Genomic DNA, 25,330 nt, shown 5'->3' on the forward strand with positions numbered 1-25,330 from the left:
TTGCACGTCCGAGTGAGAGGCTGCGGCCGAGCCAAACAACAACAGATGTCGTCAAGCCTGCCGACGCAGCGCGTCGGCTCTCCTAAGCCGCCTGCGGATTCGCGCCGTGCGCGTGCTCGGCGATTGCGTCGATGATCTGCGGCCACATCGGCCGCGGAGTAGCGTGACCCATGCCGTCGATCATCAGGAGCTTGGCATTCGGAATCGACTCCGCCGTGTCCTTGCCGGCGGTGGGATGGACCAGCGGGTCGACCTTGCCGTGGATCACGAGTGTCGGCGCCGTCACCAGATGCAGCCGCGGCTTGCGGCTGCCGGAGGCCAGGATCGCGCGCAACTGACGTCCGACGCCGGCGGGATTGATGCCGCGCGCGAAGCAGCGTTCGGCGAGTGCCACGTCATTTACCTCGTCCTCGGGAAATGAGCCGACGCGCAGCGCCTTCCAGGTCTTCTGGAAGCGCTTGATGTAGTCGTCCTTGGTCTTCGGCGGCGGCGCCATCAGCAGCATCGCGACCTCGCGCGTCGGCGGCGGGATGCGCGGATTGCCGGTCGTCGACATGATCGACGTCAGCGAGCGCACGCGATGCGGAAAGGAGATCGCGATCTCCTGCGCGATCATGCCGCCCATCGACGCGCCGACCAGATGCGCCGACTTGATGTCGAGCGCGTCCATCAGGCCGACCGTGTCCTTGGCCATGTCGAGCAGCTTGTAGGGCGCGGAGACGGGAATGTTGAAGAAGCGCAGCTTGATCAGCTCGAACGGGGTCAGCCGGCGGCCGCCATGCAGCTTGCTCGATTGGCCGATGTCGCGGTTGTCGAAGCGGATCACGCGGAAGCCGCGGCTTGCGAGCTGTTCGCAGAACTCGTCGTACCAGATGATCATCTGGCCGCCGAGGCCCATGATCAGCACGAGGGGAGGGGCCGCCGGGTCGCCGAAGATCTCGTAGCAGATGTCGATACCGTTGGCGCGCACAGTCTGCGGCGGCTGATGAGCAGTTGCAGTCACTTGATCCCTCGTTCAAGGCCTTGGAACCCTCTATGGCATGGTTCTGTTGGTCGAGAGAAGCAAGCTACAAGTTCTCCCGCACCGCAGCGAAGGCGTGCTATGATAAGTTGTGTTTGAGTCTTGTATTGGTCTGAAGGAGCGTGCCGATGGCGAACAAAGCTGGCGACCCGATCGCATTCTGGCAGCAGATGGTCGGAGAGATGCAGAAGAGCTTCAGCGCCTTCACGCGGCTGCGCCCGATGGGTGCGACGCCCCGTCCATCCTCCGATGGTCCCGCAACTGGTTCAGGAAACGGACAGAAGCCCATGGTTGATCTGATGGAAAACTACTTCGCCGGCATGAACGTGCCGAGCCGTGGTCAGCTCACCGCCTTGAATGAGCGGCTCGCCTCCATCGAGGGCGAACTGGCGGAGACACGGGTGTTGTTGAAGGAGCTGCTGGCTTCCGCGCAGGTGCCCGCGACGACGCCCGCCGATCTCGCTCCGCAGTTGAATGAGATCAAGAGCGTGCTGGATTCGCTTCTCTCCGCGTCCAAGGCGCCGGCGCCAGTCGTGGCGCCGCCGCGCGACGTCACGCCGGACTTGAAGGCGATCAAGGACTTGCTCAACGAGCTTCTTGCCGCGACCAAGGCTCCGCAACCGGCGGCAAAACCCGCCGTCGACGTCACGCCCCAGTTGAGCGAGATCAAAGCATTGCTCGACCGGACGCTGAACGCCGCCAAAGCACCCGATCCGTCACCGACAGTCGCGATCGAGGCAGAGCTGCGCGAGATCCGGGCCATGCTCGACACGTTGATGAAGCCGTCTCAGCCCGTCGACGCCGCGCCCAAGGCTGATGAGGCGGCTCCAAAGCCGGCCGAGCCGGCCCGGCCGGGGAAGAACCGCAACAAAAAGCACGGCGGCGCCCCTGCCGAGCACTGAGGCTCACCCGAACGTTCCGACGTGCGGCGGGTCGCTCAGCGGTTGCCAGTCCTTTCCTCCCATCCAGGATGGTGCGTTGCAACATTTATGTTGCGTCGCACCATCCAGAATGATATAGCTGAGTCACTCCGGTTTCATAAGGGACGGAGCGAGCCATAGCTCAGAAGCATTGAGGATGGAGACAGCCATGACCACCGAGACCAATACCGTGTTCGACACCGTCAAGGACGCCTTTGCACCGGTGACCGACGCGTTCAAGAATCTGCAGACGATGGAAGTGCCGGAGTCCGCGCGGGAGTTCGTCAAGAAGACCGCGTCGACCGCCAAGGAGCGCGCTGCGGAGGCCCTCGCTGGCTCCGAGAAGGTGACGTCGGCGATCGAGACCGCCGTGTTCGACGGCGTGACCGAGGCCGGCAAGATCAGCCGGAACATTCAGCAGGCGCTGTATCAGGACACCGAGGCCTTCTTCGACGGCATCGACCGGCTGGCGTCCGCCAAGTCGATCAGCGAAGCCGTTCAGATCCAGGGTGAGCTGGCCCGTGCCCGTGGCGAGGCGCTCGTCGCCCGCGCCAAGTCGACCAGCGAGTATGTCGGCAAGCTCGTCACCGAGGGTGCAAAGCTCGCCCAGGAGAACATGGCCAAGGCCTACAACAAGACCGCCTGATCGCCTCGCGCATCAGCCGATCGACCTGCAAGGCCCGCATCGTGCGGGCCTTTTCTTTTGTGACCAGGCGAAACCGGATAAAGCGGAGACATGGCGCAGCCTCTGTCCCGCATCGTCAATCAACTGAAGAGCGAGCCGTCGCGCACGGGCTCGCTGATCATCACCGTGTTCGGCGACGCCATTGTGCCGCGGGGCGGCAGCGTCTGGCTCGGCAGCTTGCTCGCCTTCTTCGAAGGGCTCGCCATCGACGGCAGCGTGGTGCGCACGGCGATGTCGCGGCTGACGGCGGAAGGCTGGTTCGAGCGCAGCAGAATGGGCCGCAACAGTTTCTATCGCCTGACCCGGCGCGGCGAGCAGACCTTCGCCGGCGCCACCCGCCACATCTACGATTCGCCGCCGGCGGAATGGAACGGCAGCTTCGAACTGCTGCTCATCGGCAGCGCCGAGGATCGCGAGCAGGCGCGGACTGCGCTGCGCGATGCGGGCTTCGGCAGCCCGCTGCCCGGTGTGTTCGTGGCCCCCTCGAGCATCGCCGTCCCTGACGCAGTGGAGGGGGCCATCCGCCTGCAGGCGTCCGCCGGCTCCGACATGGCGCGACGGCTGGTCGCCGAGAGCTGGGCGCTGGAGCGGACGGCGGAGGCGTACCGCAAGTTCAGCGCCTCCTTTGCGCCGCTCAAGGACAGCATCGCGCGCGGCGAGGTGTTGTCCGACGGGCAGGCCTTCACCGCCCGGATCCTGCTGATCCACCACTATCGGCGCATCGTGCTGCGCGATCCGCTGCTGCCGGCCGAGCTGCTGCCGGGGAATTGGCCTGGACGGCAGGCCCGGGCGCTGTGCGGCGAGATTTATCGGTTGCTGCTGCCGGGTTCCGAGCGCTGGCTCGACGCGCATGCGACAAATGAGGAGGGGCCTCTGCCGGCGGCCGGAGCGGCGCTGCTGCGGCGTTTCGCCGTTGAGAATGAGGGCCGTTGATATATTACAGAATTCGATTGCACGGATGAAATCTCGTTATATATTGGCGTCAACCAAGTCCTGGGAGGACGCCGCCGCATGTACACGCAGGCGCTCAATTCGCCCGAGGAGGGCAGCTTCGCCGAGGACGCTGGACGCGCCTCGCGCTTTCAGGCGCGCATCGATGCCGAAGAGCGCATCGAGCCGAACGATTGGATGCCGGCGGCCTATCGCAAGACGCTGGTCCGGCAGATCTCGCAACACGCCCATTCCGAAATCGTCGGCATGCTGCCCGAGGGCAACTGGATCACGCGCGCGCCGAGCCTGCGCCGCAAGGCGGCGTTGCTCGCCAAGGTCCAGGACGAGTGCGGCCACGGGCTGTATCTCTACGCCGCCGCCGAGACGCTCGGCGCCTCGCGCGAGGAGCTGGTCGATGCGATGCTCGCCGGCAAGGCCAAGTACTCCTCGATCTTCAACTACCCGACCCTGACCTGGGCAGACATCGGTGTGATCGGCTGGCTGGTCGACGGCGCCGCGATCATGAACCAGATTCCGTTGTGCCGCTGTTCCTATGGTCCCTATGCGCGTGCGATGATCCGCGTCTGCAAGGAGGAATCGTTCCATCAGCGGCAGGGCTACGAGATCATGCTCACGCTCTGCCGCGGCACGCCCGAGCAGAAGGCGATGGCGCAGGACGCGCTGAACCGCTGGTGGTGGCCGGTGCTGATGATGTTCGGCCCGCCCGACCAGGCCAGCCAGCACAGCGACACCTCGACCAAGTGGAAGATCAAGCGCTTCTCGAACGACGAGCTACGCCAGAAGTTCATCGATGCCACCGTGCCGCAGGCGCAGTATCTCGGGCTCACCATTCCCGATCCCGAGATGACGCAGGACGAGCAGGGCCATTGGGTGCACGGCCCGATCGACTGGAACGAGTTCAAGCAGGTGCTGGCCGGCAACGGCCCGTGCAACCGCGATCGCATGGCCGCGCGCCGCAAGGCGCATGCCGAGGGCGCCTGGGTGCGCGAGGCCGCGACCGCCTACGCCGAGAAGCGCGCGCGGCGCCGGATGGCACAGGCTGCCGAATAGGACAGGGAGATCGAAATGGCGACGCCGAACACGCCGTTGTGGGAAGTCTTCATCCGCAGCCGCAACGGGCTTGCGCACAAGCATTGCGGCTCGCTGCACGCGCCGGATGCGACCATGGCATTGCAGGCGGCGCGCGATCTCTACACCCGCCGCGGCGAGGGCCTGTCGATCTGGGTGGTGCCGTCGAGCGCGATCACCGCGTCCGATCCTGCCGACAAGGGCATGATGTTCGAGCCGGCGGAGTCGAAGATCTATCGGCATCCGACGTTCTACGAGGTGCCCGAGGAAGTCGGGCATATGTAAGTGCGGACGGCCGTCAGCCGTCGTTATTGCGAGCGCAGCGAAGCAATCCAGACTGCCGGCTCGGATGAATTCCTGGATTGCTGTGCTCGCAATGGCTGAGTTCGTGGCGGGCCTGATCGGATCACAACCATGACCGCTCCCTCGATCACCGTCTGCGAAACGCCGCTGGTGCTCTACACCTTGCGCCGCGCCGATGATGCGCTGATCCTCGGCCATCGCCTCTCCGAATGGTGCGGCCATGCGCCTGTTCTCGAAGAGGACATGGCGCTCTCCAACATGGCGCTCGACCTGATTGGCCAGGCGCGCGAGCTCTATGGCTACGCCGCCAAGGTGGAGGGTCACGACAATGACGAGGACAAGCTCGCCTATCTTCGTGATGTCAGGCAGTACCGCAACCTGCTGCTGGTCGAGCGTCCCAATGGCGACTTCGCGTACACGATGGTGCGGCAGCTGTTCTACGCGGCCTTCGCCGATCTGTATTGGCGCGGCATGATGGACTCGACCGATGCGACGCTGGCGGCGATCGCGGCCAAGTCGGAGAAGGAATGCGCCTATCATTTGCGCCACGCCAGCGAATGGGTGATCCGGCTCGGTGACGGCACCGACGAAAGCCACGCCCGCGCGCAAGCCGCGATCGATGACCTCTGGGCCTATACCGGCGAGATGTTCAGCGTCGACGAGAGTGAGCGCGGTCTGATCGACGCGGGTATCGCGATCGATCCGACGCAACTGCTGCCGGAATGGCTGTCGATCGTCTCGCATGTCGCGCGCGAGGCGACCCTGGTGCTGCCGGAGAACGAGTGGATGCAGCAGGGCGGCCGCGACGGCCGCCACAGCGAGCATCTCGGCCATCTCCTCTGCGAGCTGCAATACATGCAGCGCAGCTTCCCCGGTGCGACATGGTAGTTCCGGATTTCAGCCCCGCCGAGCTGCGCCAGCGCGCCTGGGACGCCGCGGCATCGGTGGCCGATCCGGAAATCCCGGTGCTGACGATCGACGATCTCGGCGTGCTGCGCGAGGTCGAGGTGGTCGGTGACCGCGTCGACGTCGCGATCACGCCGACCTATTCGGGCTGTCCGGCGATGAACATGATCGCGCTGGAGATCGAGCTGGCGCTCGAGCGCGCCGGCTTCCGTGAGACCCACGTTCGCACAGTGCTGTCGCCGGCCTGGACCACGGACTGGATGAGCGAGGCGGGGCGGCGCAAGCTGCGGGAGTACGGCATCGCGCCGCCGCAGCCGTCGAGCGGGCGCCGCGCTCTGTTCGGCGTGGCCGAGGTCGCGTGTCCGCAATGCGGATCCGTCGACACCGAGCAACTCGCCGAGTTCGGCTCGACCTCGTGCAAGGCGCTGTGGCGCTGCAGATCGTGCCGCGAGCCGTTCGATTATTTCAAGTGTCACTGATGCAGCAGCCGTCATCGCGAGCGCAGCGACTTGTCCGCCGAAGCCCGAAGGGCGTAGGCGGAAGCGATCCAGAGTCCCGCGCGCGGTCCTGGATTGCTTCGTCGCTTCGCTCCTCGCAATGACGGGAGGATGAACCCGATGTCGACCACGCCACGCTTCCACCGTCTCGCTATCCGTGACCTGCGCCGCGAGGCGCCCGATGCCGTGTCGCTGACCTTTGCCATTCCGAACGAGCTGGCGGCGGACTATCAGTTCGCGCCGGGGCAATATCTCACGTTGAAGACCACGCTCGGCGGCGAGGAGGTGCGGCGCTCCTATTCGATCTGCTCCGGCCCCGATGATCACGAGATCCGCATCGCGGTGAAGCGCGTCGATGGAGGCGCGTTCTCCAGCTTCGTCACTGACGAACTGAAGCGCGGCGACGAGATCGACGTGATGACGCCAACTGGACGTTTTGGCGTGGCATTGCAGCCGGAGGCCGCGCGCACCCACGTCGGCTTCGCGGCGGGCTCCGGAATCACGCCGATCCTCTCGATCGTGAAGGCCGTGCTGGCGCGGGAGCCGCACAGCCGCTTCTTCCTGTTCTACGGCAGCCGCACCACCGCAGGCATGCTGTTCCGCGAACAGCTCGAGGAGCTGAAGGATCGCTTTCTCGACCGCTTCTCGCTGTTCCACGTCATCTCCGGCGAGGAGCAGGATCTGCCGATCCTGCACGGCCGGCTCGACGGCGAGAAGGTGCGCGTGCTGCTGCGCTCGCTGGTGCCGGCCGAGAGCGTCGATCACGTCTTCATCTGCGGTCCCACCGGGATGAGCGAGGATATCGAGGCCGCCTGCCGCGCGCTCGGGATCTCCGACGACCGCGTCCATGTCGAGCGCTTCGTCTCCGGCGCCGGCGGCAAGCCGCGGCCCAAGATGGTCGTTCCGGACTCGGCGCCGCCGAAGGCCATCGCCGCCCTGATCATCGACGGCAAGCGCCGCGAGGTTCCGGTCGCCGACGGCGAAGCCATCCTCGACGCCGCGCTGCGCGCCGGCGTCGACCTGCCGTTCGCCTGCAAGGGCGGCATGTGCTCGACCTGCCGCGCCAAGCTGGTGGAGGGGAGAGCGGAGATGGAGCTGAACTACTCGCTGGAGCCATGGGAGCTGCAGGCTGGTTTTGTGCTCACGTGTCAGGCCAGGCCGGTGACGGAGCGGGTGGTGGTGGACTACGATCATGTGTGAGGAACTACGCTCGCCGTCATTGCGAGGAGCGAAGCGACCAAGCAATCCAGAATCTTCGCGCTGCCCTGGATTGCTTCGCTTCGCTCGCAAGGACGAGCCGCGACCATTTGCCGAACCTCACACTCGCGACACCAACAATTACCCCACCGGCCGCTTGTCCTTGATCCGTTTCGCCTTGCCGGCCGAGCGCTCCAGCGTGTCGGGTGGGACGACTTTCACCTTTGCCGTGAGGCCGATGGTGTTCTTGATGTGGATGGAGATGCGCTCGGCGTGCGCGCCGAGGCCGGTCTCGTCCCAATGCTCGGGGCGCGACTCCGCGTAGATGGTCAGCTCGTCCATGCGGCCCTCGCGCGTCAGCTCCAGCATGAAATGGCCGCCGCACCACTCGGTCGACAGCAGGATCTCCTCGATCTGTGACGGGAACAGGTTGACGCCGCGCAGGATGATCATGTCGTCGGAGCGGCCCGTGACCTTCTCCATCCGTCGCATTCCCGGCCGCGCGGTGCCCGGCAGCAGCCGCGTCAGATCGCGGGTGCGATAGCGGATGACGGGAAAGGCCTCCTTGGTCAACGAGGTGAACACCAGTTCGCCCATCTCGCCGTCGGGCAGCACCTTGCCGGTGTCGGGATCGACGATCTCCGGATAGAAATGATCCTCCCAGATGTGCAGCCCGTCCTTGGTCTCCAGGCATTCCTGCGCCACACCAGGGCCGATCACCTCGGACAGGCCGTAGATGTCGGTGGCGTCCATCGCGAACGCATCCTCGATCTCGGCGCGCATCGCATTGGTCCACGGCTCGGCGCCGAAGATGCCGATCCTGAGCGAGCTCTGCCGCGGATCGAGGCCCTGACGCTTGAACTCGTCGAGGATTGCCAGCATGTAGCTTGGCGTCACGGTGATGATGTCAGGGCGGAAATCATTGATCAGCTGCACCTGCCGCTCGGTCATGCCGCCGGAGATGGGCACCACCGTGCAGCCGAGCTGCTCGGCGCCGTAATGGACGCCGAGGCCGCCGGTGAACAGGCCATAGCCGTAGGCGTTGTGGATGATCATGCCGCTCCGGCCGCCGGCGGCGCGGATCGAGCGGGCCATCACGGCCGACCAGGTCGCGATGTCGTTCCTGGTATAGCCGACCACGATCGGCTTGCCGGTCGTGCCCGAGGAGGCGTGTACCCTTACCAGTTGCTCGCGCGGCACGGCGAACATGTTGAACGGGTAATTGTCGCGCAGGTCGGTCTTCACCGTGAACGGAAACTTGGCGAGGTCGGCGAGCTCGCGGAAGTCGGAGGGATGCACCCCCGCCTTGTCGAAGGCGCGGCGGTAATGGGCGACGTTGTCGTAGGCGTGCTTCAGCGACCAGGCGAGCCGGCTCGTCTGCAGCGCCATGATCTCGTCGCGCGAGGCTCGCTCGGCTGCGTCCATCTCGGGAACGTAGCTGCCGGTCGATTGAAGCTTGGTCGATGTCATGGTCAGGTCCTCCGGCAGGGGCGCGGGGCGATAGGGAAGCGGATCAGCTCGCGGCGGCCGGGACCAGCGTGCCGCCGATGCTGCGGGAATGGCCGCGGAATTCGGCGATCACCGTGTCGCCTGCCGTAACGCGGACATCATAGATGCCTGAGCGCCCGCTGCGGGATACCTCGTGCGCGCGAGCAAGCAGAACGTCGCCGAGCTTGCCGGGGCGGATGAAGCTGATGCTGCCCTGCGCCGCCACGGTGCGGTCGTTGTGCGAGTTGCAGGCAAAGGCGAAGGCGGAATCGGCCAGCGTGAAGATGAAGCCGCCATGGGCGATGCCATGGCCGTTGACCATGTGCGGCTGCACCGTCATCTGCAGCGTGGCGCGTCCGGGGCCGATCTCGACGATGTGCATGCCGAGCCCCTGGCTGGCGCGGTCGTCCTGCCACATGGCGTCGGCGCAGGCGCGGGCGAGAGCGTCGGCGGAAAGTGTCGCCACGCCGCTCACCGTGCGGCCTCCATGCATGCGCAATGCGTCGGCCACCCCTCAGGATGCGCTTCTGAAATCACGGCGTTCTCTCCCGTCGATGCTTGTTGGAACAAGCATTCTCATCTAGTTAGGTGCGACATCGTGGCAAATATTCTGCGCGCGTCAAGCGAAAGCGCTGCCTGCGCAACGCGCGTGTTGTCCGCAACCGGAAGGAATCCTGAACGTGCCCGAAGCCGCCAATCTGTCCATGATGGCCGGTCTCATGATCGGCCTGGTCTATGGCGTGGTGGGGCTGCTCAGCGGCTTCTGCATGATGAGCAGCCTGCGCGGCTGGTGGGCCGACGGCGACCGCCGGCTGGTGCGAACTTACGCCCTGGCGATGGGCATCGCCATCATCGCCACGCAGCTGCTCGCGGCCAACGGGGCCGTCGATCTCGGCAAGTCGATCTATCTGCAGCCGACGTTCTCGGTGCCACTGATGCTCTTGGGCGGTGTTCTGTTCGGCTACGGCATGGTGCTCGCCAACGGTTGCGGTTCGCGCGCGCTGGTGCTGCTCGGCCGCGGCAATCTGCGCTCCTTCGTCGTCGTGACCGTGCTCGCGATCGCGGCGGAGATGACGTTGAAGGGCCTGATCGCGCCGCTGCGCATCGCGCTGATGCAGGGCTCGCAGACCACGGCGACCGCGACGTCGCTGCCGGCTGTGCTGTCGGTCGGTGGCCTGCATGGTGCAGCGGCGCGGCTGCTGCCGGCGCTCGGGCTCGGCGGCGCGCTGATCGTCTTCGCCCTTGCGCATGCGCCATTCCGGCGCGCGCCCGGCCAGATGCTCGCCGGTCTCGTCGTCGGCCTGCTGATCGCGGCCGGCTGGTTCGCGACCGGCACTCTCGGCGCGGACGATTTCAACCCCGTGCCGGTCGCGTCCCTGACCTTCGTCGCGCCGATCGCCGATGCCCTGCAATACATCATGCTGTCGACCGGCTCGACTGCCAATTTCGGCATCGCCACCGTGGCCGGGGTGCTCGCCGGCAGCCTCGTCACCGCGTTGGCCACGCGGCGCTTCAGGCTCGAAGGCTTCCACTCTCCGCATCACATGCTGCGCTCGGTTGGCGGCGCCGCGCTGATGGGCATCGGCGGCGTGATGGCGCTGGGCTGCTCGGTCGGGCAGGGCCTGACGGGGCTGTCGACCCTGGCGCTGCCGTCCTTCGTCGCCATCGCGGGAATCTTCATCGGCACGGCGGCCGGCCTGCGCGGAGCGTTGCGCGTCAGGCCGTTGAAGAGCGAGCCGCAGGCGGCGCGTTAGTCTCATTGTGTCACGACCACCGTCATTCCGGGGCAATCGTCGATGCGAAGTCGCGAAGCGGCTGCGCGTCGGCGATTGAACCCGGAATCTCGACATTGCCGGAAATGGACGCAAGGCAATCTCGGGATTCCGGGTTCAAGGCCTCACGGCCTTGCCCCGGAATGACGGTGGTTTGACTCAGTCGAATGAGCTCACTCCGTCGCGCGCGTGACGATACGGATCTCCGACGTCAGCGTCCGGTGCACCGGGCATTTGTCGGCGATCTCCATCAGCTTCCTGCGCTGCTCCTGATCGAGCGCGCCGTCCAGGTGGATCTCGCGGTCGAGCTGATCGATCAGCCCGACCTTGGTCTCGCACTCCGCGCAGTCCTCCGCATGGATCTTGCTGTGGCGCAAGGTGACCGTGATGCGGTCGAGCGGCAGGAATTTGCGGTCGGCATAGAGCCGCATCGTCATCGAGGTGCAGGCGCCGAGCGCCGCGAGCAGGAGGTCGTAGGGGCCCGGGCCGGTGTCCTGGCCGCCGACCGAGAGCGGCTCGTCGGCGGTGAGATGATGCGGGCCGAGCGCGATGGCCTGCTGCAGCTTGCTCGACCGGGTCTCGCGCACGACCACGTCGCGCGGACCATCCTTGGCTGCCGGCTCGGCGGCCGCCGGCGCGACGTAACGGCCGGCCCAGCTCGCGATCACCTCGGCGATGTAGGCTGCGTCCTCCTTCCTGCTGATGAGATGATCAGCGTGATCGAGCGAGATGAAGCTCTTCGGATGCCTGGCGGCGACGAAGATCTTCGTCGCGTTGTCGATGCCGACGGTGTCGTCGACAGGCGAGTGCATCACCAGCAGCGCCTTGTGCAGATGTTTGACCCTGTCGAGCAGGCGCTGCTCGATGACGTCGTCGAGGAACGAGCTGCTGATGCGGAACGGACGGCCCGCGAGCGAGACCTCGGCCGAGCCGTCGCGGCGGATCGCCTCGAGGCTGTCCTTGAATAGCGCGGTGACGTGGCCCGGGTCGGAAGGCGCCGCGATCGTCACCACGGCTTTCGCATCGGGAATGTCGCCGGCGGCGGCCAGCACGGCGGCTCCGCCGAGGCTGTGGCCGATCAGGATCGCCGGCGCCTGTCGGGTCTCGCGCAGATGATTGGCGGCGCGGACGAGGTCGGCGACGTTGGAGGAGAACGTCGTATTGGCGAAGTCGCCTTCGCTGGAGCCCAGGCCGGTGAAGTCGAACCGCAGCACGGCGATGCCATGCGCCGTCAGCGCCATGGCGATGCGCCGCGCCGCATGCGTGTCCTTGCCGCAGGAGAAGCAATGCGCGAACAGCGCATAGGCCCGCGGCGCGCCATCAGGCAGATCGAGCGCCGCGGAGAGCTTGTCGTCGCCTGCGCCTTCAAACTGGAAACGTTCGGTCGGCATGATGTGGTCTCCATCCGTTGCGTCTTAACCGCCGTGCGAGGCGATGACACGGCATCGTTCCCCGTTGTCATACAACAGATCTGGCCATACACGCAGACATGGTGGCGTACCCTCGCGGCCTGCACGGCCCGAGCTCTGCGGATATTCCGCCCTCTTGAAACAAGAGGGCGCAGGGAAGGTCGGGAGCCTGCCGCCCCCATGGCCCGCCTGCGGAAAAAATGCAGGCGGCAGAACCACAGGTACGGCTGAGGACATCCCGGCCTTCCCTGCGCAATGGTTGGAACGGCTTATACGTGCTCTCTCCGGGGAACGGCCTTCTTGCCCCCGTCATCGCGATGCGCGTCATCCGCACCACGACTTGACGCCAGCACCGCGGCGCCGAGACCACACGATTTCACCGTGCGCACCGGATCGTTCGTCCGCACGGAAGACCATGCTGCGACCCGTCGCGCCCACCGCATCCCGCGCTCCACGTCCGTGACGATCGCGATACGCCCCTCTGCAACGAGGCGGGATGGCGAGGAATAAATCACGATTTTCAGAAAAGCGCAAGGGGAGATTATTTAGGGGGCGAGGCTGGACGTGGGACCACATGATTGACGCCAACACCTTCCGGTCAGACCGAGGGCTGTCGCATTTGACGAACGGAGTTTTGTGCCGCCTGTCTCCAGGTCGTCATGGCCGGGCTTGTCCCGGCCATCCACGCCGTTCGGCATGCTGGGAACGACGTGGATGCCCGGGACGAGCCCGGGCATGACGGAGTAACTGGTGTGATGGTTCGTTACGACGTAGGTCAATATGCGATTGGACTGCGGTCGGCCCGGACCAGCGATCGATCTCACGACCAGGCGCCGATCAGTCTCGCGGAGGCAGGAGCTCGATCTCCTGTTCGCCATGCCGGATCGCGGTCGGCAGGTCCTGCGAGACGAGATCGGTAATCCATCGGACGAGCGCCGGCAGCGCTTCGTCCTTCGCTTGCCGGCGGAGTGGGGGTAAATCCCGCTCGTGCGCGGTGCCGACCTTGATGTTGAGACGCTCGTAAGGAATGTCGCCGTCCGGCGGCCGATATCGTGCATCGAACAGACGCCTGCCGTGGCTGCGAACGAGGTGGATGCGAATGCCGCCGAGATCTCTTGCGGTCAGTGCGGCGAGGATGACGCTCGGCTTGAGAAGGTACCCATAGCCTTTGGGGATCTTGCCGGTTTCTGAGGTGAACTCCATGCTGCATCTCTGGCACGTTCGGATATCGCGGTGACCGCGCTTCGGGTCGGAAGCGATAGCATGCAGTCCGTAGGGTGGGCAAAGCGAAGCGTGCCCACCAATCTTTTCTCATCGGCGGGGCGATGGTGGGCACGACGCGTTCCGCGTCTTTGCCCGCCCTACGGCTCCGCGGGCGTGTCGATACGCGAGCCCGTCAGTCCGAATAGCGCTGCTCGGCCCAGGGATCGCCGCGGTTGTGATAGCCGCGCACCTCCCAATAGCCGGGCTTGTCGGAGTCGAGAAACTCGATCGCCTTCAGCCATTTCGCGCTCTTCCAGAAATACAGATGCGGCACGACGACGCGCACGGGGCCGCCATGCTCTCCAGTCAACGGCGCGCCGGACCAGCTATGCGCGAGCAACGCATCCTCGGTCGCGAAGTCTTCGAGCGTCAGGTTCGTCGTGTAGCCGTCATAGGAATGCAGCACGACGAATTCAGCGCTGTCACGCGGCCGGCAGGCGGCGAGCAGGTCACGTGTGGCGAGCCCTTCCCATTGATTGTCGTAGCGCGACCAGGCCGTGACGCAGTGGATGTCGGAGACGAACTGGCGCTGCTCCTGGGCGAGGAAGGCGCGCATGTCCCAGAACAGCGGGTTCTCGACGGCGCCATAGACATCGAGTCGCCAGCGCTCTGATGTGACCGACGGTGTCAGGCCGAGGTCGAGCACCGGCCAGTCGCGGGTCAGATGCTGCCCCGGCGGCAGGCGCTGGTCCTCCGGCCTGATGATGCGGCCGGTCAGGAATTTGCCCTCGCGCGCCCAGCGTTCCTTGCTGCGGGTCAGCTTGCTCTCGGGCGGCAGGCTGGACTCGTCGGCCATCTCGACACCTCGTCAATTCGTGCGGGCTTTTTCGTGCGGGCTCATTCGTGCCGGTGCATCGCAGACGCATGCTTGGTGTCGCGCATGGTCGCATAGATCAGCAGCGACAGGAAGATCACGCCGGTGAGATAATAATAGAACCACGTCTCGTGCCCTATACTCTTGAAGTAGAGGGCGATCGCCGGCGCGGTGCCGCCGAACAGCGATACGGTGATTGCATAGGGCAGGCCGACACCGAGCGCGCGGACATTGGTCGGAAACAGCTCGGCCTTCACCACCGCATTGATCGAGGTGTAGCCCGCCGTGAAGATCCAGGCGCCGCAGATCAGCAGGAAAGCTGTGAACGGCTCCTTGGTGCCCTTCAGTACCGTCAGGATCGGGATCGTCGACAAGGTGCCGGCGACGCCGAAGAAGATCAGCAGCGGCTTGCGACCGATGCGGTCGGAGATCGCGCCATACAGCGGCTGCAGCACGCAGGCGAACAGCAGCGAGCCGAAGATCACCATCGTGGTCTGGTCCTCGGTGAGGCCGACCGAGAGCTTCACGAAGGTCTGCATGTAGGTGGTGAAGGTGTAGAACGCGGCGGTGCCGCCCGCGGTCAGGCCGACCACCAGCAGCAGCTCCCGCGGATATTTGAACAGGGCGGTGATCGAGCCGGAAGGGCCTACGGTCTTCTTGGCCTCCACGAAGGCTTCGGTCTCGTGCAGGTTCCGCCGCATCACCGCGACGAAGATTGCGAGGCCGGCACCGATCGCGAACGGAATGCGCCAGCCCCAGGCTCTCAATTCTTCCGGGGTCAGGAACACCTTCTGCAACAGCAAAAGCACGATGATCGCGGTGAGCTGCCCGCCGATCAGGGTGACATATTGGAAGCTCGAATAGAAGCCGCGATGCTTGGCGTCGGCGACCTCGGAGAGATAGGTGGCGCTGGCGCCATATTCGCCGCCGAGGCTGAGGCCTTCGATCACGCGGGCGAGCGCCAGGATGATCGGCGCGGCGATGCCGATGGTGGCATAGGTCGGTGTCACCGCGATGATCAGCGAGCCGAAGCACATGCAGAGCACCGAGACGGTCAGCGACAGCCGCCGGCCATGGTGATCGGCGAGATAGCCGAACAGCCAGCCGCCGAGCGGGCGCATCAGGAACGTCGCGGCGAACACAACAGCGGCGTTGAGCTGCTCGACCACCGGGTCCTTCGACGGAAAGAAGGCCGGCGCGAAGTACAGCGCGAACGCCGTATAGGCATAGAAATCGTACCACTCGACCAGGTTGCCGGCCGAGCCGATCAGGATCGCCTTGATGCGCCGCTCGACGTCGGTGAATGTGGTAGTGTCCGCGGCAGGCGGCAGCGCCTGGTCTGTCATATCCGGTCTCCGGCAAGCATGATTTGCGGCCCTTCTACGGCAGCCGCCCGGATTGCCAACAGCCGATAACGGACATGGGTCCCATGTTCAGAGCATGGAACTCGGCGGATGGCGGCCTTGAAAAAAAGCCCCGTTCGTCGGCCATCGCGCCACGAAAGCAAGTCCCGATCCTCATGGTGAGGAGCGCCGCAAGGCGCCTCTCGAACCATGAGGCCGCCGACCAAACTAGCCCTTCGGCGCGCGCGGATCGATCGGGGTCGAGCTGGCCACGCCAAGAACATCTTCCAGCAACTTGGCGCCGGCGAGCAGCTCGGCGTCGGCGCGCGGCGCCGCGATCATTTGCAGGCCGATCGGCAGGCCCGTTTCCGTGAAGCCGCAGGGCAGCGACAGGGCTGGGCAGCAGGCCAGCGTGATCGCATAGACGATGCCGAGCCATTGCACGTAGTTGTCGAACTTCTGCCCGGCGCATTCGGCGACGTAGCGGTTCTCGACCGGGAAGGGGGGCACGATGGTCGCCGGCGCCAGCAGCAGATCATACGTCTCGAAGAACTTCACCGCGCGCGCGGTGATCGCGATGCGCTGCGCCTCGGCGCGCGCGATCTGGGCGACCGTGAGCTTCAGCCCTTCCTCGATGTTCCAGATCACCTCGGGCTTGAGCAGGTCGCGCTTGGTGCGCAGCAGCTCCGCCTTGCTCATCGCGAAGTCGAGCGCGCGCAGCACGTGGAAGCATTCATGCGCCTCGCTGAAATCGGGATGCGCCTCCTCGACGATCACGCCGAGCTCGGCGAAGCGCTGCGCCGCCTTGCGGGTGACGGCAGCGACTTCGGGATCGACGGGCGTGATGCCGAGATCGGGCGAGTAGGCGACGCGGACCGGCTTCTGGCCGGAGCGCGCGGCGGCCAGGAACGACGTCGCAGGCGAGGGCAGCGAGATCGGATCCGCGACGTGCTCGCCGCTCATCGCGTCCAAGAGCAGCGCGAGGTCCGCGACGTTGCGGGCCATCGGGCCCTGGACGGCGAGATTGCGGTCGATGGTCACCGCCGGCGTATTCGCGACGCGGCCGAAGCTCGGGCGCAGGCCGACGATGCCGCAGAAGCTGGCGGGATTGCGCAGCGAGCCGCCCATGTCCGAGCCGTGCGCCAACCAGGCCATGCCGGTGGCGAGCGCCACCGCGGCGCCGCCGGAGGAGCCGGCCGCCGAGCGGGACGTGTCCCAGGGATTGCGCGTCGCGCCGAACACCTCGTTGAAGGTGTTGGCGCCGGCGCCGAACTCCGGCGTGTTCGACTTGGCGTAGATCACGCCGCCATTGGCTTCGAGATGCTCGACCATGAGATCGGAGCGTTCCGGAATCCGGTCCTTGAAGATCGGCGAGCCCTGGGTGGTGAGCACGCCGGCGACGTCGGTGAGATCCTTGATCGGCACGGGCAGCCCGGCCAGCACGCCGCGCTCGGCAGCCGGCTTCTGCATCAGCGCCTTGGCGTGATCGCGCGCGCGATCGAAGCACAGCGTCGGCAGCGCATTGACCTTGCCGTCGACGGCTGCGATGCGCGCTTCCAGCGCGTCGAGGCAATCCAGCGGCGTGACCTTGCCGGACTTCAACTTGTCGACGACGGCGCAGGCGCTCTCGCGGATCAATCCCTGGTCGGCCAAAGCTTAGTTCTCCTGATGGCAAGCGTCCCGGCGCTTCGCTGTAGATCACGTTTCGGCTGAGGTGGAAAGGTCGCGGCGATCAACCCCACCCTGCGCTGATGCCGCCATCGACGGTATAGATCACGCCGGAGGTGTAGCCGGCACGGTCCGAGGCCAGGAACGCCATCAGGTCGGCGATCTCGCTGACATGCGCGGGGCGGCCGAGCGGCAGGGTCTTCTGGAACTCCGTGTAGCGGCTCTCGTCGCCGAACAGGTCGCGGGCCCGCGTCTTCAACAGGGTGACGTGACGATCGGTGCCGACCGGCCCGGGATTGATGCCGACGACGCGGATGTTGTCGGCGAGGCTCTTGGAGCCGAGCGCGCGGGTGAAGGCCATCAACGCCGCATTGCCGGCGCTGCCGCAGATGTAGTTGGCGTCGAACTTCTCGCCGGCCGCGCCGATGTCGTTGATGATCACGCCGCCGCCGCGCGCCTTCATCTGGGCATAGACCAGCCGGGTCAGGTTGATGAAGCCGAACACCTTGAGGTCCCAGGCATGCCGCCAGGCCGCCTCGTCGATCTTGTCGATCGCGCCCCCCGGAATATCGCCGGCATTGTTGACGAGAATGTCGATGTCGGACGCCTCCTGCGCCAGCCGCGCGACGTCTTCGGATTTCCGCAGGTCCACCACATGCGCGGCTGCATCGATCTGGTGCTTCGATCGGAGCTGCTCGACCAGGGCGGAAAGGCGATCGCCGCTGCGCGCAGCGAGCCGGACGTGGCAGCCTTCCTCGGCAAAGGCTTCGGCCGCCGCGGCGCCGATTCCCTTGGACGCGCCGGTGATGAGAACGCGCTTGCCGCGCAGATGAAGGTCCATGGAGGCTCTCGCTGAGGGGAGGGAGACCGGATTGTCGGGCGCGTCAGCCATGCGGTCAATCTTGCACCGCAGCGTTGCGCTTCCCGGCCGTTTGGTCCATTCAGGCGATCGACAAATCAGCCTGGACAACCGGCGCCAACACTCAAGGATCCGCTCGATGAGCAAGAAGCCCTATCGCATCGCAGTCATTCCCGGCGACGGCATCGGCAAGGAGGTCATGCCCGAGGGCATCCGCGTGATCGAGGCCGCCGCCAAGAAGCATGGCGTCGCCGTGCAGTTCGACCATTTCGACTTCTCGAGCTACGACTACTACGAGAAGCACGGCCAGATGATGCCGGACGATTGGAAGGCGCAGATCGGCGGCCATGACGCGATCTATTTCGGCGCCGTCGGCTGGCCGGCCAAGATCGCGGACCACGTCTCGCTGTGGGGCTCGCTGATCAAGTTCCGCCGCGAGTTCGATCAGTACGTGAATCTCAGGCCCGTGCGCCTGATGCCCGGCGTGCCGTCGCCGCTGGCTGGCCGCAAGCCCGGCGATATCGATTTCTGGGTGGTGCGCGAGAACACCGAGGGCGAGTATTCCTCGGTCGGCGGCCGCATGTTTCCGGACACCGACCGCGAGTTCGTGACGCAGCAGACGGTGATGACCCGCACCGGCGTCGACCGCATCCTGAAGTTCGCCTTCGAGCTGGCACAGTCCAGGCCGAAGAAGCATCTGACCTCGGCGACCAAGTCCAACGGCATCTCGATCACGATGCCGTATTGGGACGAGCGCGTCGAGGCGATGGCGAAGAACTATCCGGGCGTGAAGTGGGACAAGTACCACATCGACATCCTCACCGCGAACTTCGTGCTGCACCCGGACTGGTTCGACGTCGTCGTCGGCTCCAACCTGTTCGGCGACATCCTGTCCGATCTCGGCCCGGCCTGCACCGGCACCATCGGCATCGCGCCGTCGGGCAACATCAACCCGGAGCGCCATTTCCCGTCGGTGTTCGAGCCGGTGCACGGCTCGGCGCCCGATATCGCGGGGCAGGGGATCGCCAATCCGATCGGCATGATCTGGTCGGGCGCGATGATGCTGGAGCATCTCGGCGAAAAGACCGCGGCGCAGTCGATCGTCGGCGCGATCGAGCGCACGCTGGCCGAGCGCACCTTGCGCACGCGCGATCTCGGCGGCAATGCCGACACGGTGGCGTGCGGCAAGGCGGTCGCGGAGATGGTGGATTAGGAACGCTGTTTGTCGTCGCTCCGGCGGACGCCGGGTTACATAGCCACGGTTAGTAAGGCGGATTAGCGGAGCGTAACCTGCCTTACTCATCGTTGCTGGACGACGGCGGATTACGCTCCGCTAATCCGCCCTACGCGATTGCCACCGTCCGCTCTCGATCAATCACGCGGTATAGGTTGCCTGCGTTGGCCGGGACGACAGCGGTAGTTTAGGCGACAGCTCGACCAACAACGTCATTGCGAGGAGCGCAGCGACGAAGCAATCAGGGTCGCCGCGGGACTCTGGATTGCGTCGCTGCGCTCGCAATGACGGAGGAGAGAGCGTTTACTCTGTCGCCACCCGCCGGCAGTGCTCCCACGCGGCGTGGATCAGGTTTTCGCTCGCCTCCGGGGTGCGGAAGGCCGAGTGCGCGGACAGCGTCACGTTCGGGATCGTGGTCAGCACGTGACCGGCGGGCAGCGGCTCGGTGTTGAAGACGTCGAGGCCGGCGTGGCGGATGTGGCCGGAACGCAGGGCGTCGATCATCGCGGCCTCGTCGATGATGGCGGCGCGGGCGGTGTTCACGAAGATCACGCCCTTGCGCATCTGCGCGATGCGCTCGCGCGACAGGAAGCCGCGGGTCTCGTCGTTGAGCAGGAGGTGCAGCGAGACGACATGGCTCTGCTGCAGCAGCGTGTCGAGGTTGACGAAGTCGACGCCCGGATGGCTCTTCGGCGAGCGGTTCCAGGCGATCACCTTCATGCCGCTGCCCGACGCGATGCGCGCGACCTCGGCGGCGATGCCGCCGAAGCCGATCAGGCCGAGCGTCTTGCCGGTCAGCTGCATGCCGTCGTCGCGCAGCCAGTTGCCGGCGCGCATCTCGCGGTCCATCTGCGCGATGCCGCGCGCCGAGGCCCACATCAGCGCAATGGCGGCTTCGGCAACCGCCGTGTCGCCATAGCCCTTGATCAAATGCACGGTGATGCCGAGCTGGCTAAGCTCCTCGGGGTTCATGTAGCTGCGCGCGCCGGTGCCGAGAAAGACGACGTGCTTGAGGCCCTTGCACTGCTTCGCGACCTCGGTGGGCAGGGCGGTGTGATCGACCACGCCGATCTCGGCGCCGTCGAGGATCGTGGGCCAGTCCTCCGGCTTGATGTCCGGATCGAGATGCACGCGCATCTCGGGATCGCCCGATTTGCGCTGCCGCTCGAAGATCTCGGCCAGCGACTCGTTGGCGTCGATGAATACTCCGCGCACGGATACCTCCTAGTTGTCCTGCCTGGCTAGTGCGGCAACAGAGGCGAACTCCCTCCCCCCTTGTGGGGGAGGGTTGGGGAGGGGGTAGCCCCGGGCGACACCGCCGTTGTGGACCCCCACCCCCGACCCCTCCCCGCAAGGGGGAGGGGAGCCCAGCGTGCCCGCGCTATTCAGGCTTGTGATTGATCATTGATATTGGAGTAGATTGAAGCAGTAGATCACGACGCCACGCCCGCCAGCGATAGCACGGTGTGCAGCAGCACATTCGCGCCGGCGGCGCAGTCGGATTGCGTCGCGTCCTCCAGCTCGTTGTGGCTGATGCCGTCCTTGCAGGGCACGAACACCATGGCGGCCGGCATGATCGTGTTCAGATTGCAGGCGTCGTGGCCCGCTCCCGACGTGATGCGCCGGTGCGAATAGCCGAGCGTGCCGGCGGCGCGCTCGACGGCATCGACCAGCTTCGGATCGAAATGCGTCGGCGGCTTGCGCCAGACCTGGTCGATCGCGATCTCGACGCGGCGCTTCTTCGCAATTTCACCCGCGGCCGCGCGCAGGCTGGCATCGAGTGCGTCCAGCGTATCGGCATTGGCGCTGCGGCAATCGATGGTGAAGGCGATCTCGCCGGGGATCACGTTGCGCGAGGGATTGGCGATGACGGCCTCGCCGATGGTCGCGACCGCGTTCGGCCCGAGCTTGATCGCGATCTGCTCCAGGGTCAGCGCAAACTCCGACAGCGCCAGCAGCGCGTCGCGGCGCAGCGGCATCGGCGTCGAGCCGGCATGGCTCTCGAAGCCCGTGACCTTGCCGTCGTACCAGAACACGCCCTGGCCGTGGTCGACCACGCCGATGGTCTTGTTCTCGGCCTCCAGGATCGGACCCTGCTCGATGTGCAGCTCGACGAAACCGGAGAATTTCTGCGTGCCGACGGCCGTCGCGCCGCGATAGCCGATCTCGTCCAGCGCCGCGCCCACGGTCATGCCTGCGGCATCTGTCCGCGACAAAATGTCCTCGACCGTGAAGTCGCCGACATAGGCGGCCGAGGCCATCATGGCCGGCGCGAAGCGCGAGCCTTCCTCATTGGTCCAGTTGACGATGCACAGCGGCGCGTCGGTCTCGATGCCGGCGTCGTTGAGGGTGCGGATCACCTCCAGCGCGCCGAGCGTGCCCAGAATGCCGTCGAACTTGCCGCCCGTGGGCTGGGTGTCGAGATGCGAGCCGAGCCCGACCGGCGGCTTCGCCATGTCGCGCCCCTTGCGAAGTGCAAACATCGAGCCGAGCGTGTCGACGCGCACTTCGAGCCCGGCATCCTCGCAGGCTTTCCGGAACCAGTCGCGGACCTGCTTGTCCTCCTGGCTCAGGGTCAGCCGCCGCACGCCGCCCTTCGGCGTGGCGCCGAACCTGGCGGTCTCGTGGATGCTGTCCCAGAGGCGGGCGGAATCGATCTGCAGATTGGTGACGGCGCGGCTCATGCTTGAATTCCCTGTACTCCGGCATCCTGTCCATCGCGCGCCGCGACGAGCCCGTCAACCGATGCAGAGGGATGGCTGGCCGTCTGCGCCGTCCGGACTGCGAGCTCGGCGACGCGCTCGATCGCGATCATCTCGGGCGACGACAGCCAGCTCGCGGTGAAGGTCAGCGGTGGAATCCTCAGGTCCGTCTTCAACTCCTGCAGGCGGCCGCTCTCGATCTCGTTGGCGACGATCGCGGCCGGAATAACGGCGACGCCGAGCCCCTCGACCGCCATGTGGATCACGGTCGCCAGCGAGGCGCTGGCGTGCAGCCGCATCGGCGGCAGATGCGGGCGGTTGAACAGCGAACGCACGTTGTCATAGGGCTGGGTGTTGCGCGGAAAGGTGATGATCGGAAACCGCGCCATCTGCTCGGCGGTGACCACGCCCGTGCCGAAGCCGAGGGCAGGGCTGGCGAGGAAGCTGATCGGATAGTCGCACAGCACGCGGCTGCGGATGCCGGACTCGGAGGGCGCGCCCAGCGCGAAGGCGAGCTCGATCTCCTGCGCCAGCAGCCGCGCGTGCAGATGGGGCGTGACGTCGACCTCGATCTCCAGCGACAGATTCGGATAGCTCTCGTTGACGCTCTTGATCAGCCGCGGCAGCCAGTCGTGCACGATGGTCTCGGCGACGCCGAGCCGGAGCACGCCGCGCATCGCCGAGCGGTCGCCGACCTCGGCCAGCATCTCCGCGCGCAGGCCGATCAGCTTCTCGGCATAGACCAGCATCTGCCGGCCGCTCGCGGTCGGGGACGCCACGCGATGATCGCGGTTGAGCAGCTTGACGCCGAGCTCGCGCTCGAGCTGGGCGATGCGCTGGGAGATGGCGGGCTGGGTCGTATTGAGGCGCTGCGCCGCGCCGCGGAAGCTGCCAAGCTTCACGACCCAGAGGAAGGTCTCGATGGAACGGAAATCCAGCATCGCGCCCCGCTCGGATCAATTTGTCTTATCGATCCTGATTAAAAACGAAGATTAGACTTTATAGCATGGCTGATGTTCAGTGAGTTTGTCGAGATATTAGGCAAGTGGCACAAATGACTGTTTCTGCGGCAGTGCAGCAATCAGCCGGCGAGACGGATCTTCTCCCGAGCCATCGGGCCCGCCTGGATTATCGCGCGGGCAGGGGCTGGAGCACGGCGGGCGTCGCCAACGGCTTCGTCCAGGGCAATCTGGCTGTTATCCCCGAGCAGTACGCCGGCGCCTTCCACCGCTTCTGCCAGCTCAACCCGAAGCCGTGCCCGATCATCGGCATGTCCGATCCGGGCAATCCGCACATTCCGGCGCTCGGCGCCGATCTCGACATCCGCACCGACGTGCCGCGCTATCGCGTCTGGCGCGATGGCGAGATGGTCGAGGAGCCGACCGATCTCATGGCGCATTGGCGCGACGACCTCGTCGCCTTCGTGCTCGGCTGCTCGTTTTCCTTCGAGGAGGCGCTGATGGCCGACGGCCTGCCGATCCGCCACATCGAGCAGGGCTGCCGCGTGCCGATGTATCGCACCAACATCGCCTGCACGCCGTCGGGGCCGTTCGCGGGGCCGATGGTGGTGTCGATGCGTCCGTTCAAGCCGGCGCAGGCGATCCGCGCGGTGCAGATCACGACGCGCTTTCCCGCCGTGCACGGCGCGCCGGTGCATCTCGGCCATCCCGACCAGATCGGCATCGCCGACATCAGCAAGCCGGACTACGGTGACCCGGTGCCGGTTGGCGCCGACGAAATTCCTGTCTTCTGGGCCTGCGGGGTGACGCCGCAGGCGGTCATCGCTGCGGCCAGGCTGCCCTTCGCCATCACCCACGCACCGGGCCTGATGCTGATCACCGATCTCAAGAACAAGGATCTCGCCGTCCTCTAATCAGGCAGCCATGCTGCTCATTGAGCCTTTACCGTCGACCTCAACCGCTTCATCGATGCGCTTTCATCAGAGGATCTTGCCATGACCATCACGCGCCGAAACGTCCTGCTTGGAGCCACCGCCGCCGCTGCGCTCGGTCCGATCGCCGCCCGCGCCCAGACGTCGGAAGTGAAGATCGGCGTCATCTATCCGTTCTCCGGCGCCAGCGCCCAGATCGGCGTCGATGCGCAGCGCGCGTTCGAGACCGCGGCGGAAATCATCAACGGCAAGTATGATTTCGATCTGCCGCTCGCCCGCACCGAAGGCCTGCCTAGTCTCGGCGGCGCCAAGATCAAGCTGGTGTTCGCCGACCACCAGGCCGACCCGCAGAAGGGCCGCGCCGAGGCCGAGCGCCTGATCACCCAGGAGAAGGTCGCAGCCGTCATCGGCTCCTATCAGAGCGCCGTCGCGGTGACGGCGAGCCAGATCTGCGAGCGTTACCAGATCCCGTATCTGTCGGCCGACAATTCCTCGCCGAGCCTGCATCGCCGCGGCCTGAAGTATTATTTCCGCGCCGCCCCGCATGACGAGATGTTCTCGCAGGCGATGTTCGACTTCTTCGACGCGATGAAGAAGAAGGGCACCAAGATCGACACGCTGGCCCTGTTCCACGAGGACACCATCTTCGGCACCGATTCGAGCAATGCCCAGCTCAAGCTCGCCAACGAGCGCGGCTACAAGATCGTCGCCGACATCAAGTACCGCGCCAACTCGCCGTCGCTGTCGGCCGAGGTGCAGCAGCTCAAGGCCGCCAATGCCGACGTGCTGATGCCGTCGAGCTACACCACGGACGGCATCCTGCTGGTCAAGACCATGGCCGAGCTCGGCTACAAGCCGAATGCGATCGTGGCGCAGGACGCCGGCTTCTCCGAGAAGGCGCTGTATGACGCGGTCGGCGACAAGCTCGAAGGCGTGATCTCGCGCGGCTCGTTCTCGCTCGATCTCGCCGCCAAGCGGCCGATGGTCGGCAAGATCAACGACATGTTCAAGGCCAAGTCGGGCAAGGACTTCAACGACTACTCGTCGCGCCAGTTCATGGGCCTGATCGTGATGGCCGACGCCATCAACCGCGCCAAGTCCACCGACGGCGAGAAGATCCGCGACGCGCTGGCCGCGACCGACATGCCGGGCGAGCAGACCATCATGCCGTGGAAGCGGGTGAAGTTCGACGAGAACGGCCAGAACAACGACGCCGATCCGGTGCTGCTGCAATATGTCGGCGGCAAGTTCGTCACCATCTTCCCGACCCAGGCCGCGGTGGCCCAAGCCACCTGGCCGATGAAGTAAGCGTCTTCGGCCCGAGGGGCGGGGAGACCAT

General features: G+C 65.8%; 24 protein-coding genes. 12 read left to right on the forward strand and 12 right to left on the reverse strand.

Annotated features, from left to right (window positions below):
- Positions 1–82: 82 nt before the first annotated feature.
- Complete coding sequence (locus ACQR0U_RS16570) at positions 83–1,003, reverse strand: alpha/beta fold hydrolase (protein ID WP_315826389.1); 921 nt, start codon at positions 1,001–1,003, stop codon at positions 83–85.
- Positions 1,004–1,149: 146 nt separating this feature from the next.
- On the opposite strand from ACQR0U_RS16570, the gene ACQR0U_RS16575 reads away from it, so the two are divergent.
- From ACQR0U_RS16575 to paaE, 8 genes are all read left to right on the forward strand, one after another.
- The gene (locus ACQR0U_RS16575) at positions 1,150–1,923 is read left to right on the forward strand and encodes a hypothetical protein (protein ID WP_315826485.1); all 774 of its coding nucleotides are present in this window, start codon (positions 1,150–1,152) and stop codon (positions 1,921–1,923) included.
- 187 nt (positions 1,924–2,110) lie between these two features.
- Entirely contained in the window at positions 2,111–2,587 is a 477-nt protein-coding gene (locus tag ACQR0U_RS16580) for a phasin (protein ID WP_315715766.1), read from the forward strand.
- Positions 2,588–2,677: 90 nt separating this feature from the next.
- Positions 2,678–3,559: a phenylacetic acid degradation operon negative regulatory protein PaaX gene (paaX, locus tag ACQR0U_RS16585; RefSeq protein WP_315826388.1), complete on the forward strand. Its 882-nt coding sequence runs from the start codon at positions 2,678–2,680 to the stop codon at positions 3,557–3,559.
- A gap of 78 nt (positions 3,560–3,637) precedes the next feature.
- The gene (gene paaA / locus ACQR0U_RS16590; RefSeq protein WP_315715768.1) at positions 3,638–4,627 is read left to right on the forward strand and encodes a 1,2-phenylacetyl-CoA epoxidase subunit PaaA; all 990 of its coding nucleotides are present in this window, start codon (positions 3,638–3,640) and stop codon (positions 4,625–4,627) included.
- A gap of 15 nt (positions 4,628–4,642) precedes the next feature.
- Positions 4,643–4,930 (forward strand): 1,2-phenylacetyl-CoA epoxidase subunit PaaB, encoded by a 288-nt coding sequence (gene paaB, locus ACQR0U_RS16595; protein ID WP_009025702.1) that lies wholly within the window; start codon positions 4,643–4,645, stop codon positions 4,928–4,930.
- Positions 4,931–5,059: 129 nt separating this feature from the next.
- Positions 5,060–5,836, forward strand: a complete 777-nt coding sequence (gene paaC, locus ACQR0U_RS16600) for a 1,2-phenylacetyl-CoA epoxidase subunit PaaC (RefSeq protein ID WP_315826387.1) — start codon at positions 5,060–5,062, stop codon at positions 5,834–5,836.
- Positions 5,830–6,333 (forward strand): 1,2-phenylacetyl-CoA epoxidase subunit PaaD, encoded by a 504-nt coding sequence (gene paaD, locus ACQR0U_RS16605; RefSeq protein WP_315754688.1) that lies wholly within the window; start codon positions 5,830–5,832, stop codon positions 6,331–6,333. The genes paaC and paaD overlap by 7 nt, the downstream gene beginning before the upstream one ends.
- 138 nt (positions 6,334–6,471) lie before the next feature.
- Positions 6,472–7,551, forward strand: coding sequence for a 1,2-phenylacetyl-CoA epoxidase subunit PaaE (gene paaE, locus ACQR0U_RS16610; protein ID WP_434843551.1), 1,080 nt, complete (start codon positions 6,472–6,474; stop codon positions 7,549–7,551).
- Between the two features lie 138 nt (positions 7,552–7,689).
- On the opposite strand, the gene paaK is transcribed toward paaE, so the two are convergent.
- The gene (gene paaK / locus ACQR0U_RS16615) at positions 7,690–9,018 is read right to left on the reverse strand and encodes a phenylacetate--CoA ligase PaaK (protein WP_315757796.1); all 1,329 of its coding nucleotides are present in this window, start codon (positions 9,016–9,018) and stop codon (positions 7,690–7,692) included.
- 43 nt (positions 9,019–9,061) lie between these two features.
- On the reverse strand, positions 9,062–9,511 hold the full coding sequence (gene paaI / locus ACQR0U_RS16620; RefSeq protein WP_315754681.1) for a hydroxyphenylacetyl-CoA thioesterase PaaI: 450 nt from the start codon (positions 9,509–9,511) through the stop codon (positions 9,062–9,064).
- A 232-nt stretch (positions 9,512–9,743) separates the two neighbouring features.
- Between paaI and ACQR0U_RS16625 the strand changes: the two genes are divergently transcribed.
- Positions 9,744–10,790 carry a YeeE/YedE family protein gene (locus ACQR0U_RS16625; protein WP_316170687.1) on the forward strand — a complete coding sequence of 349 codons (1,047 nt, stop codon included), beginning with the start codon at positions 9,744–9,746 and terminating at the stop codon, positions 10,788–10,790.
- A gap of 191 nt (positions 10,791–10,981) precedes the next feature.
- On the opposite strand, the gene ACQR0U_RS16630 is transcribed toward ACQR0U_RS16625, so the two are convergent.
- The 6 genes from ACQR0U_RS16630 to ACQR0U_RS16655 all read right to left on the reverse strand — a co-directional run bounded on the left by ACQR0U_RS16630 (position 10,982) and on the right by ACQR0U_RS16655 (position 18,146).
- Positions 10,982–12,199, reverse strand: a complete 1,218-nt coding sequence (locus ACQR0U_RS16630) for a bifunctional alpha/beta hydrolase/OsmC family protein (protein WP_316170590.1) — start codon at positions 12,197–12,199, stop codon at positions 10,982–10,984.
- Between the two features lie 855 nt (positions 12,200–13,054).
- Positions 13,055–13,420 (reverse strand): hypothetical protein, encoded by a 366-nt coding sequence (locus ACQR0U_RS16635; protein WP_315754677.1) that lies wholly within the window; start codon positions 13,418–13,420, stop codon positions 13,055–13,057.
- Positions 13,421–13,613: 193 nt separating this feature from the next.
- Positions 13,614–14,276, reverse strand: a complete 663-nt coding sequence (locus ACQR0U_RS16640) for a sulfite oxidase-like oxidoreductase (RefSeq protein WP_316170589.1) — start codon at positions 14,274–14,276, stop codon at positions 13,614–13,616.
- Between the two features lie 41 nt (positions 14,277–14,317).
- The gene (locus ACQR0U_RS16645; RefSeq protein ID WP_315754675.1) at positions 14,318–15,640 is read right to left on the reverse strand and encodes an MFS transporter; all 1,323 of its coding nucleotides are present in this window, start codon (positions 15,638–15,640) and stop codon (positions 14,318–14,320) included.
- 225 nt (positions 15,641–15,865) lie between these two features.
- Complete coding sequence (locus ACQR0U_RS16650; RefSeq protein WP_316170587.1) at positions 15,866–17,290, reverse strand: amidase; 1,425 nt, start codon at positions 17,288–17,290, stop codon at positions 15,866–15,868.
- A 79-nt stretch (positions 17,291–17,369) separates the two neighbouring features.
- Positions 17,370–18,146, reverse strand: coding sequence for an SDR family oxidoreductase (locus ACQR0U_RS16655; protein WP_315754671.1), 777 nt, complete (start codon positions 18,144–18,146; stop codon positions 17,370–17,372).
- A 157-nt stretch (positions 18,147–18,303) separates the two neighbouring features.
- On the opposite strand from ACQR0U_RS16655, the gene ACQR0U_RS16660 reads away from it, so the two are divergent.
- A complete protein-coding gene (locus tag ACQR0U_RS16660) occupies positions 18,304–19,377 on the forward strand; it encodes a tartrate dehydrogenase (RefSeq protein ID WP_315754669.1) in 1,074 nt (357 codons plus the stop codon).
- 324 nt (positions 19,378–19,701) lie between these two features.
- On the opposite strand, the gene ACQR0U_RS16665 is transcribed toward ACQR0U_RS16660, so the two are convergent.
- The 3 genes from ACQR0U_RS16665 to ACQR0U_RS16675 all read right to left on the reverse strand — a co-directional run bounded on the left by ACQR0U_RS16665 (position 19,702) and on the right by ACQR0U_RS16675 (position 23,041).
- Entirely contained in the window at positions 19,702–20,613 is a 912-nt protein-coding gene (locus ACQR0U_RS16665) for an NAD(P)-dependent oxidoreductase (RefSeq protein WP_434843550.1), read from the reverse strand.
- 218 nt (positions 20,614–20,831) lie between these two features.
- The gene (locus ACQR0U_RS16670; protein ID WP_315749150.1) at positions 20,832–22,082 is read right to left on the reverse strand and encodes a Zn-dependent hydrolase; all 1,251 of its coding nucleotides are present in this window, start codon (positions 22,080–22,082) and stop codon (positions 20,832–20,834) included.
- The gene (locus ACQR0U_RS16675; protein ID WP_315715785.1) at positions 22,079–23,041 is read right to left on the reverse strand and encodes a LysR family transcriptional regulator; all 963 of its coding nucleotides are present in this window, start codon (positions 23,039–23,041) and stop codon (positions 22,079–22,081) included. The genes ACQR0U_RS16670 and ACQR0U_RS16675 overlap by 4 nt, the downstream gene beginning before the upstream one ends.
- Positions 23,042–23,154: 113 nt before the next feature.
- Between ACQR0U_RS16675 and ACQR0U_RS16680 the strand changes: the two genes are divergently transcribed.
- The gene (locus ACQR0U_RS16680; RefSeq protein ID WP_316185165.1) at positions 23,155–23,973 is read left to right on the forward strand and encodes a putative hydro-lyase; all 819 of its coding nucleotides are present in this window, start codon (positions 23,155–23,157) and stop codon (positions 23,971–23,973) included.
- An 81-nt stretch (positions 23,974–24,054) separates the two neighbouring features.
- Positions 24,055–25,299, forward strand: coding sequence for an ABC transporter substrate-binding protein (locus ACQR0U_RS16685; RefSeq protein WP_316185167.1), 1,245 nt, complete (start codon positions 24,055–24,057; stop codon positions 25,297–25,299).
- Positions 25,300–25,330 lie beyond the last annotated feature (31 nt).

The organism is Bradyrhizobium sp. HKCCYLRH3097 (assembly GCF_051167875.1).
Taxonomy (GTDB): domain Bacteria; phylum Pseudomonadota; class Alphaproteobacteria; order Rhizobiales; family Xanthobacteraceae; genus Bradyrhizobium.

Bases quoted from the DNA above. Each gene is read 5' to 3' on its own strand.
- ACQR0U_RS16575 (WP_315826485.1), top strand. From the start codon at position 1,150: ATGGCGAACAAAGCTGGCGACCCGATCGCATTCTGGCAGCAGATGGTC.
- ACQR0U_RS16580 (WP_315715766.1), top strand. From the start codon at position 2,111: ATGACCACCGAGACCAATACCGTGTTCGACACCGTCAAGGACGCCTTT.
- paaX (WP_315826388.1), top strand. From the start codon at position 2,678: ATGGCGCAGCCTCTGTCCCGCATCGTCAATCAACTGAAGAGCGAGCCG.
- paaA (WP_315715768.1), top strand. From the start codon at position 3,638: ATGTACACGCAGGCGCTCAATTCGCCCGAGGAGGGCAGCTTCGCCGAG.
- paaB (WP_009025702.1), top strand. From the start codon at position 4,643: ATGGCGACGCCGAACACGCCGTTGTGGGAAGTCTTCATCCGCAGCCGC.
- paaC (WP_315826387.1), top strand. From the start codon at position 5,060: ATGACCGCTCCCTCGATCACCGTCTGCGAAACGCCGCTGGTGCTCTAC.
- paaD (WP_315754688.1), top strand. From the start codon at position 5,830: ATGGTAGTTCCGGATTTCAGCCCCGCCGAGCTGCGCCAGCGCGCCTGG.
- paaE (WP_434843551.1), top strand. From the start codon at position 6,472: ATGTCGACCACGCCACGCTTCCACCGTCTCGCTATCCGTGACCTGCGC.
- paaK (WP_315757796.1), bottom strand. From the start codon at position 9,018: ATGACATCGACCAAGCTTCAATCGACCGGCAGCTACGTTCCCGAGATG.
- ACQR0U_RS16625 (WP_316170687.1), top strand. From the start codon at position 9,744: ATGGCCGGTCTCATGATCGGCCTGGTCTATGGCGTGGTGGGGCTGCTC.
- ACQR0U_RS16630 (WP_316170590.1), bottom strand. From the start codon at position 12,199: ATGCCGACCGAACGTTTCCAGTTTGAAGGCGCAGGCGACGACAAGCTC.
- ACQR0U_RS16635 (WP_315754677.1), bottom strand. From the start codon at position 13,420: ATGGAGTTCACCTCAGAAACCGGCAAGATCCCCAAAGGCTATGGGTAC.
- ACQR0U_RS16640 (WP_316170589.1), bottom strand. From the start codon at position 14,276: ATGGCCGACGAGTCCAGCCTGCCGCCCGAGAGCAAGCTGACCCGCAGC.
- ACQR0U_RS16645 (WP_315754675.1), bottom strand. From the start codon at position 15,640: ATGACAGACCAGGCGCTGCCGCCTGCCGCGGACACTACCACATTCACC.
- ACQR0U_RS16655 (WP_315754671.1), bottom strand. From the start codon at position 18,146: ATGGACCTTCATCTGCGCGGCAAGCGCGTTCTCATCACCGGCGCGTCC.
- ACQR0U_RS16660 (WP_315754669.1), top strand. From the start codon at position 18,304: ATGAGCAAGAAGCCCTATCGCATCGCAGTCATTCCCGGCGACGGCATC.
- ACQR0U_RS16670 (WP_315749150.1), bottom strand. From the start codon at position 22,082: ATGAGCCGCGCCGTCACCAATCTGCAGATCGATTCCGCCCGCCTCTGG.
- ACQR0U_RS16675 (WP_315715785.1), bottom strand. From the start codon at position 23,041: ATGCTGGATTTCCGTTCCATCGAGACCTTCCTCTGGGTCGTGAAGCTT.
- ACQR0U_RS16680 (WP_316185165.1), top strand. From the start codon at position 23,155: ATGACTGTTTCTGCGGCAGTGCAGCAATCAGCCGGCGAGACGGATCTT.
- ACQR0U_RS16685 (WP_316185167.1), top strand. From the start codon at position 24,055: ATGACCATCACGCGCCGAAACGTCCTGCTTGGAGCCACCGCCGCCGCT.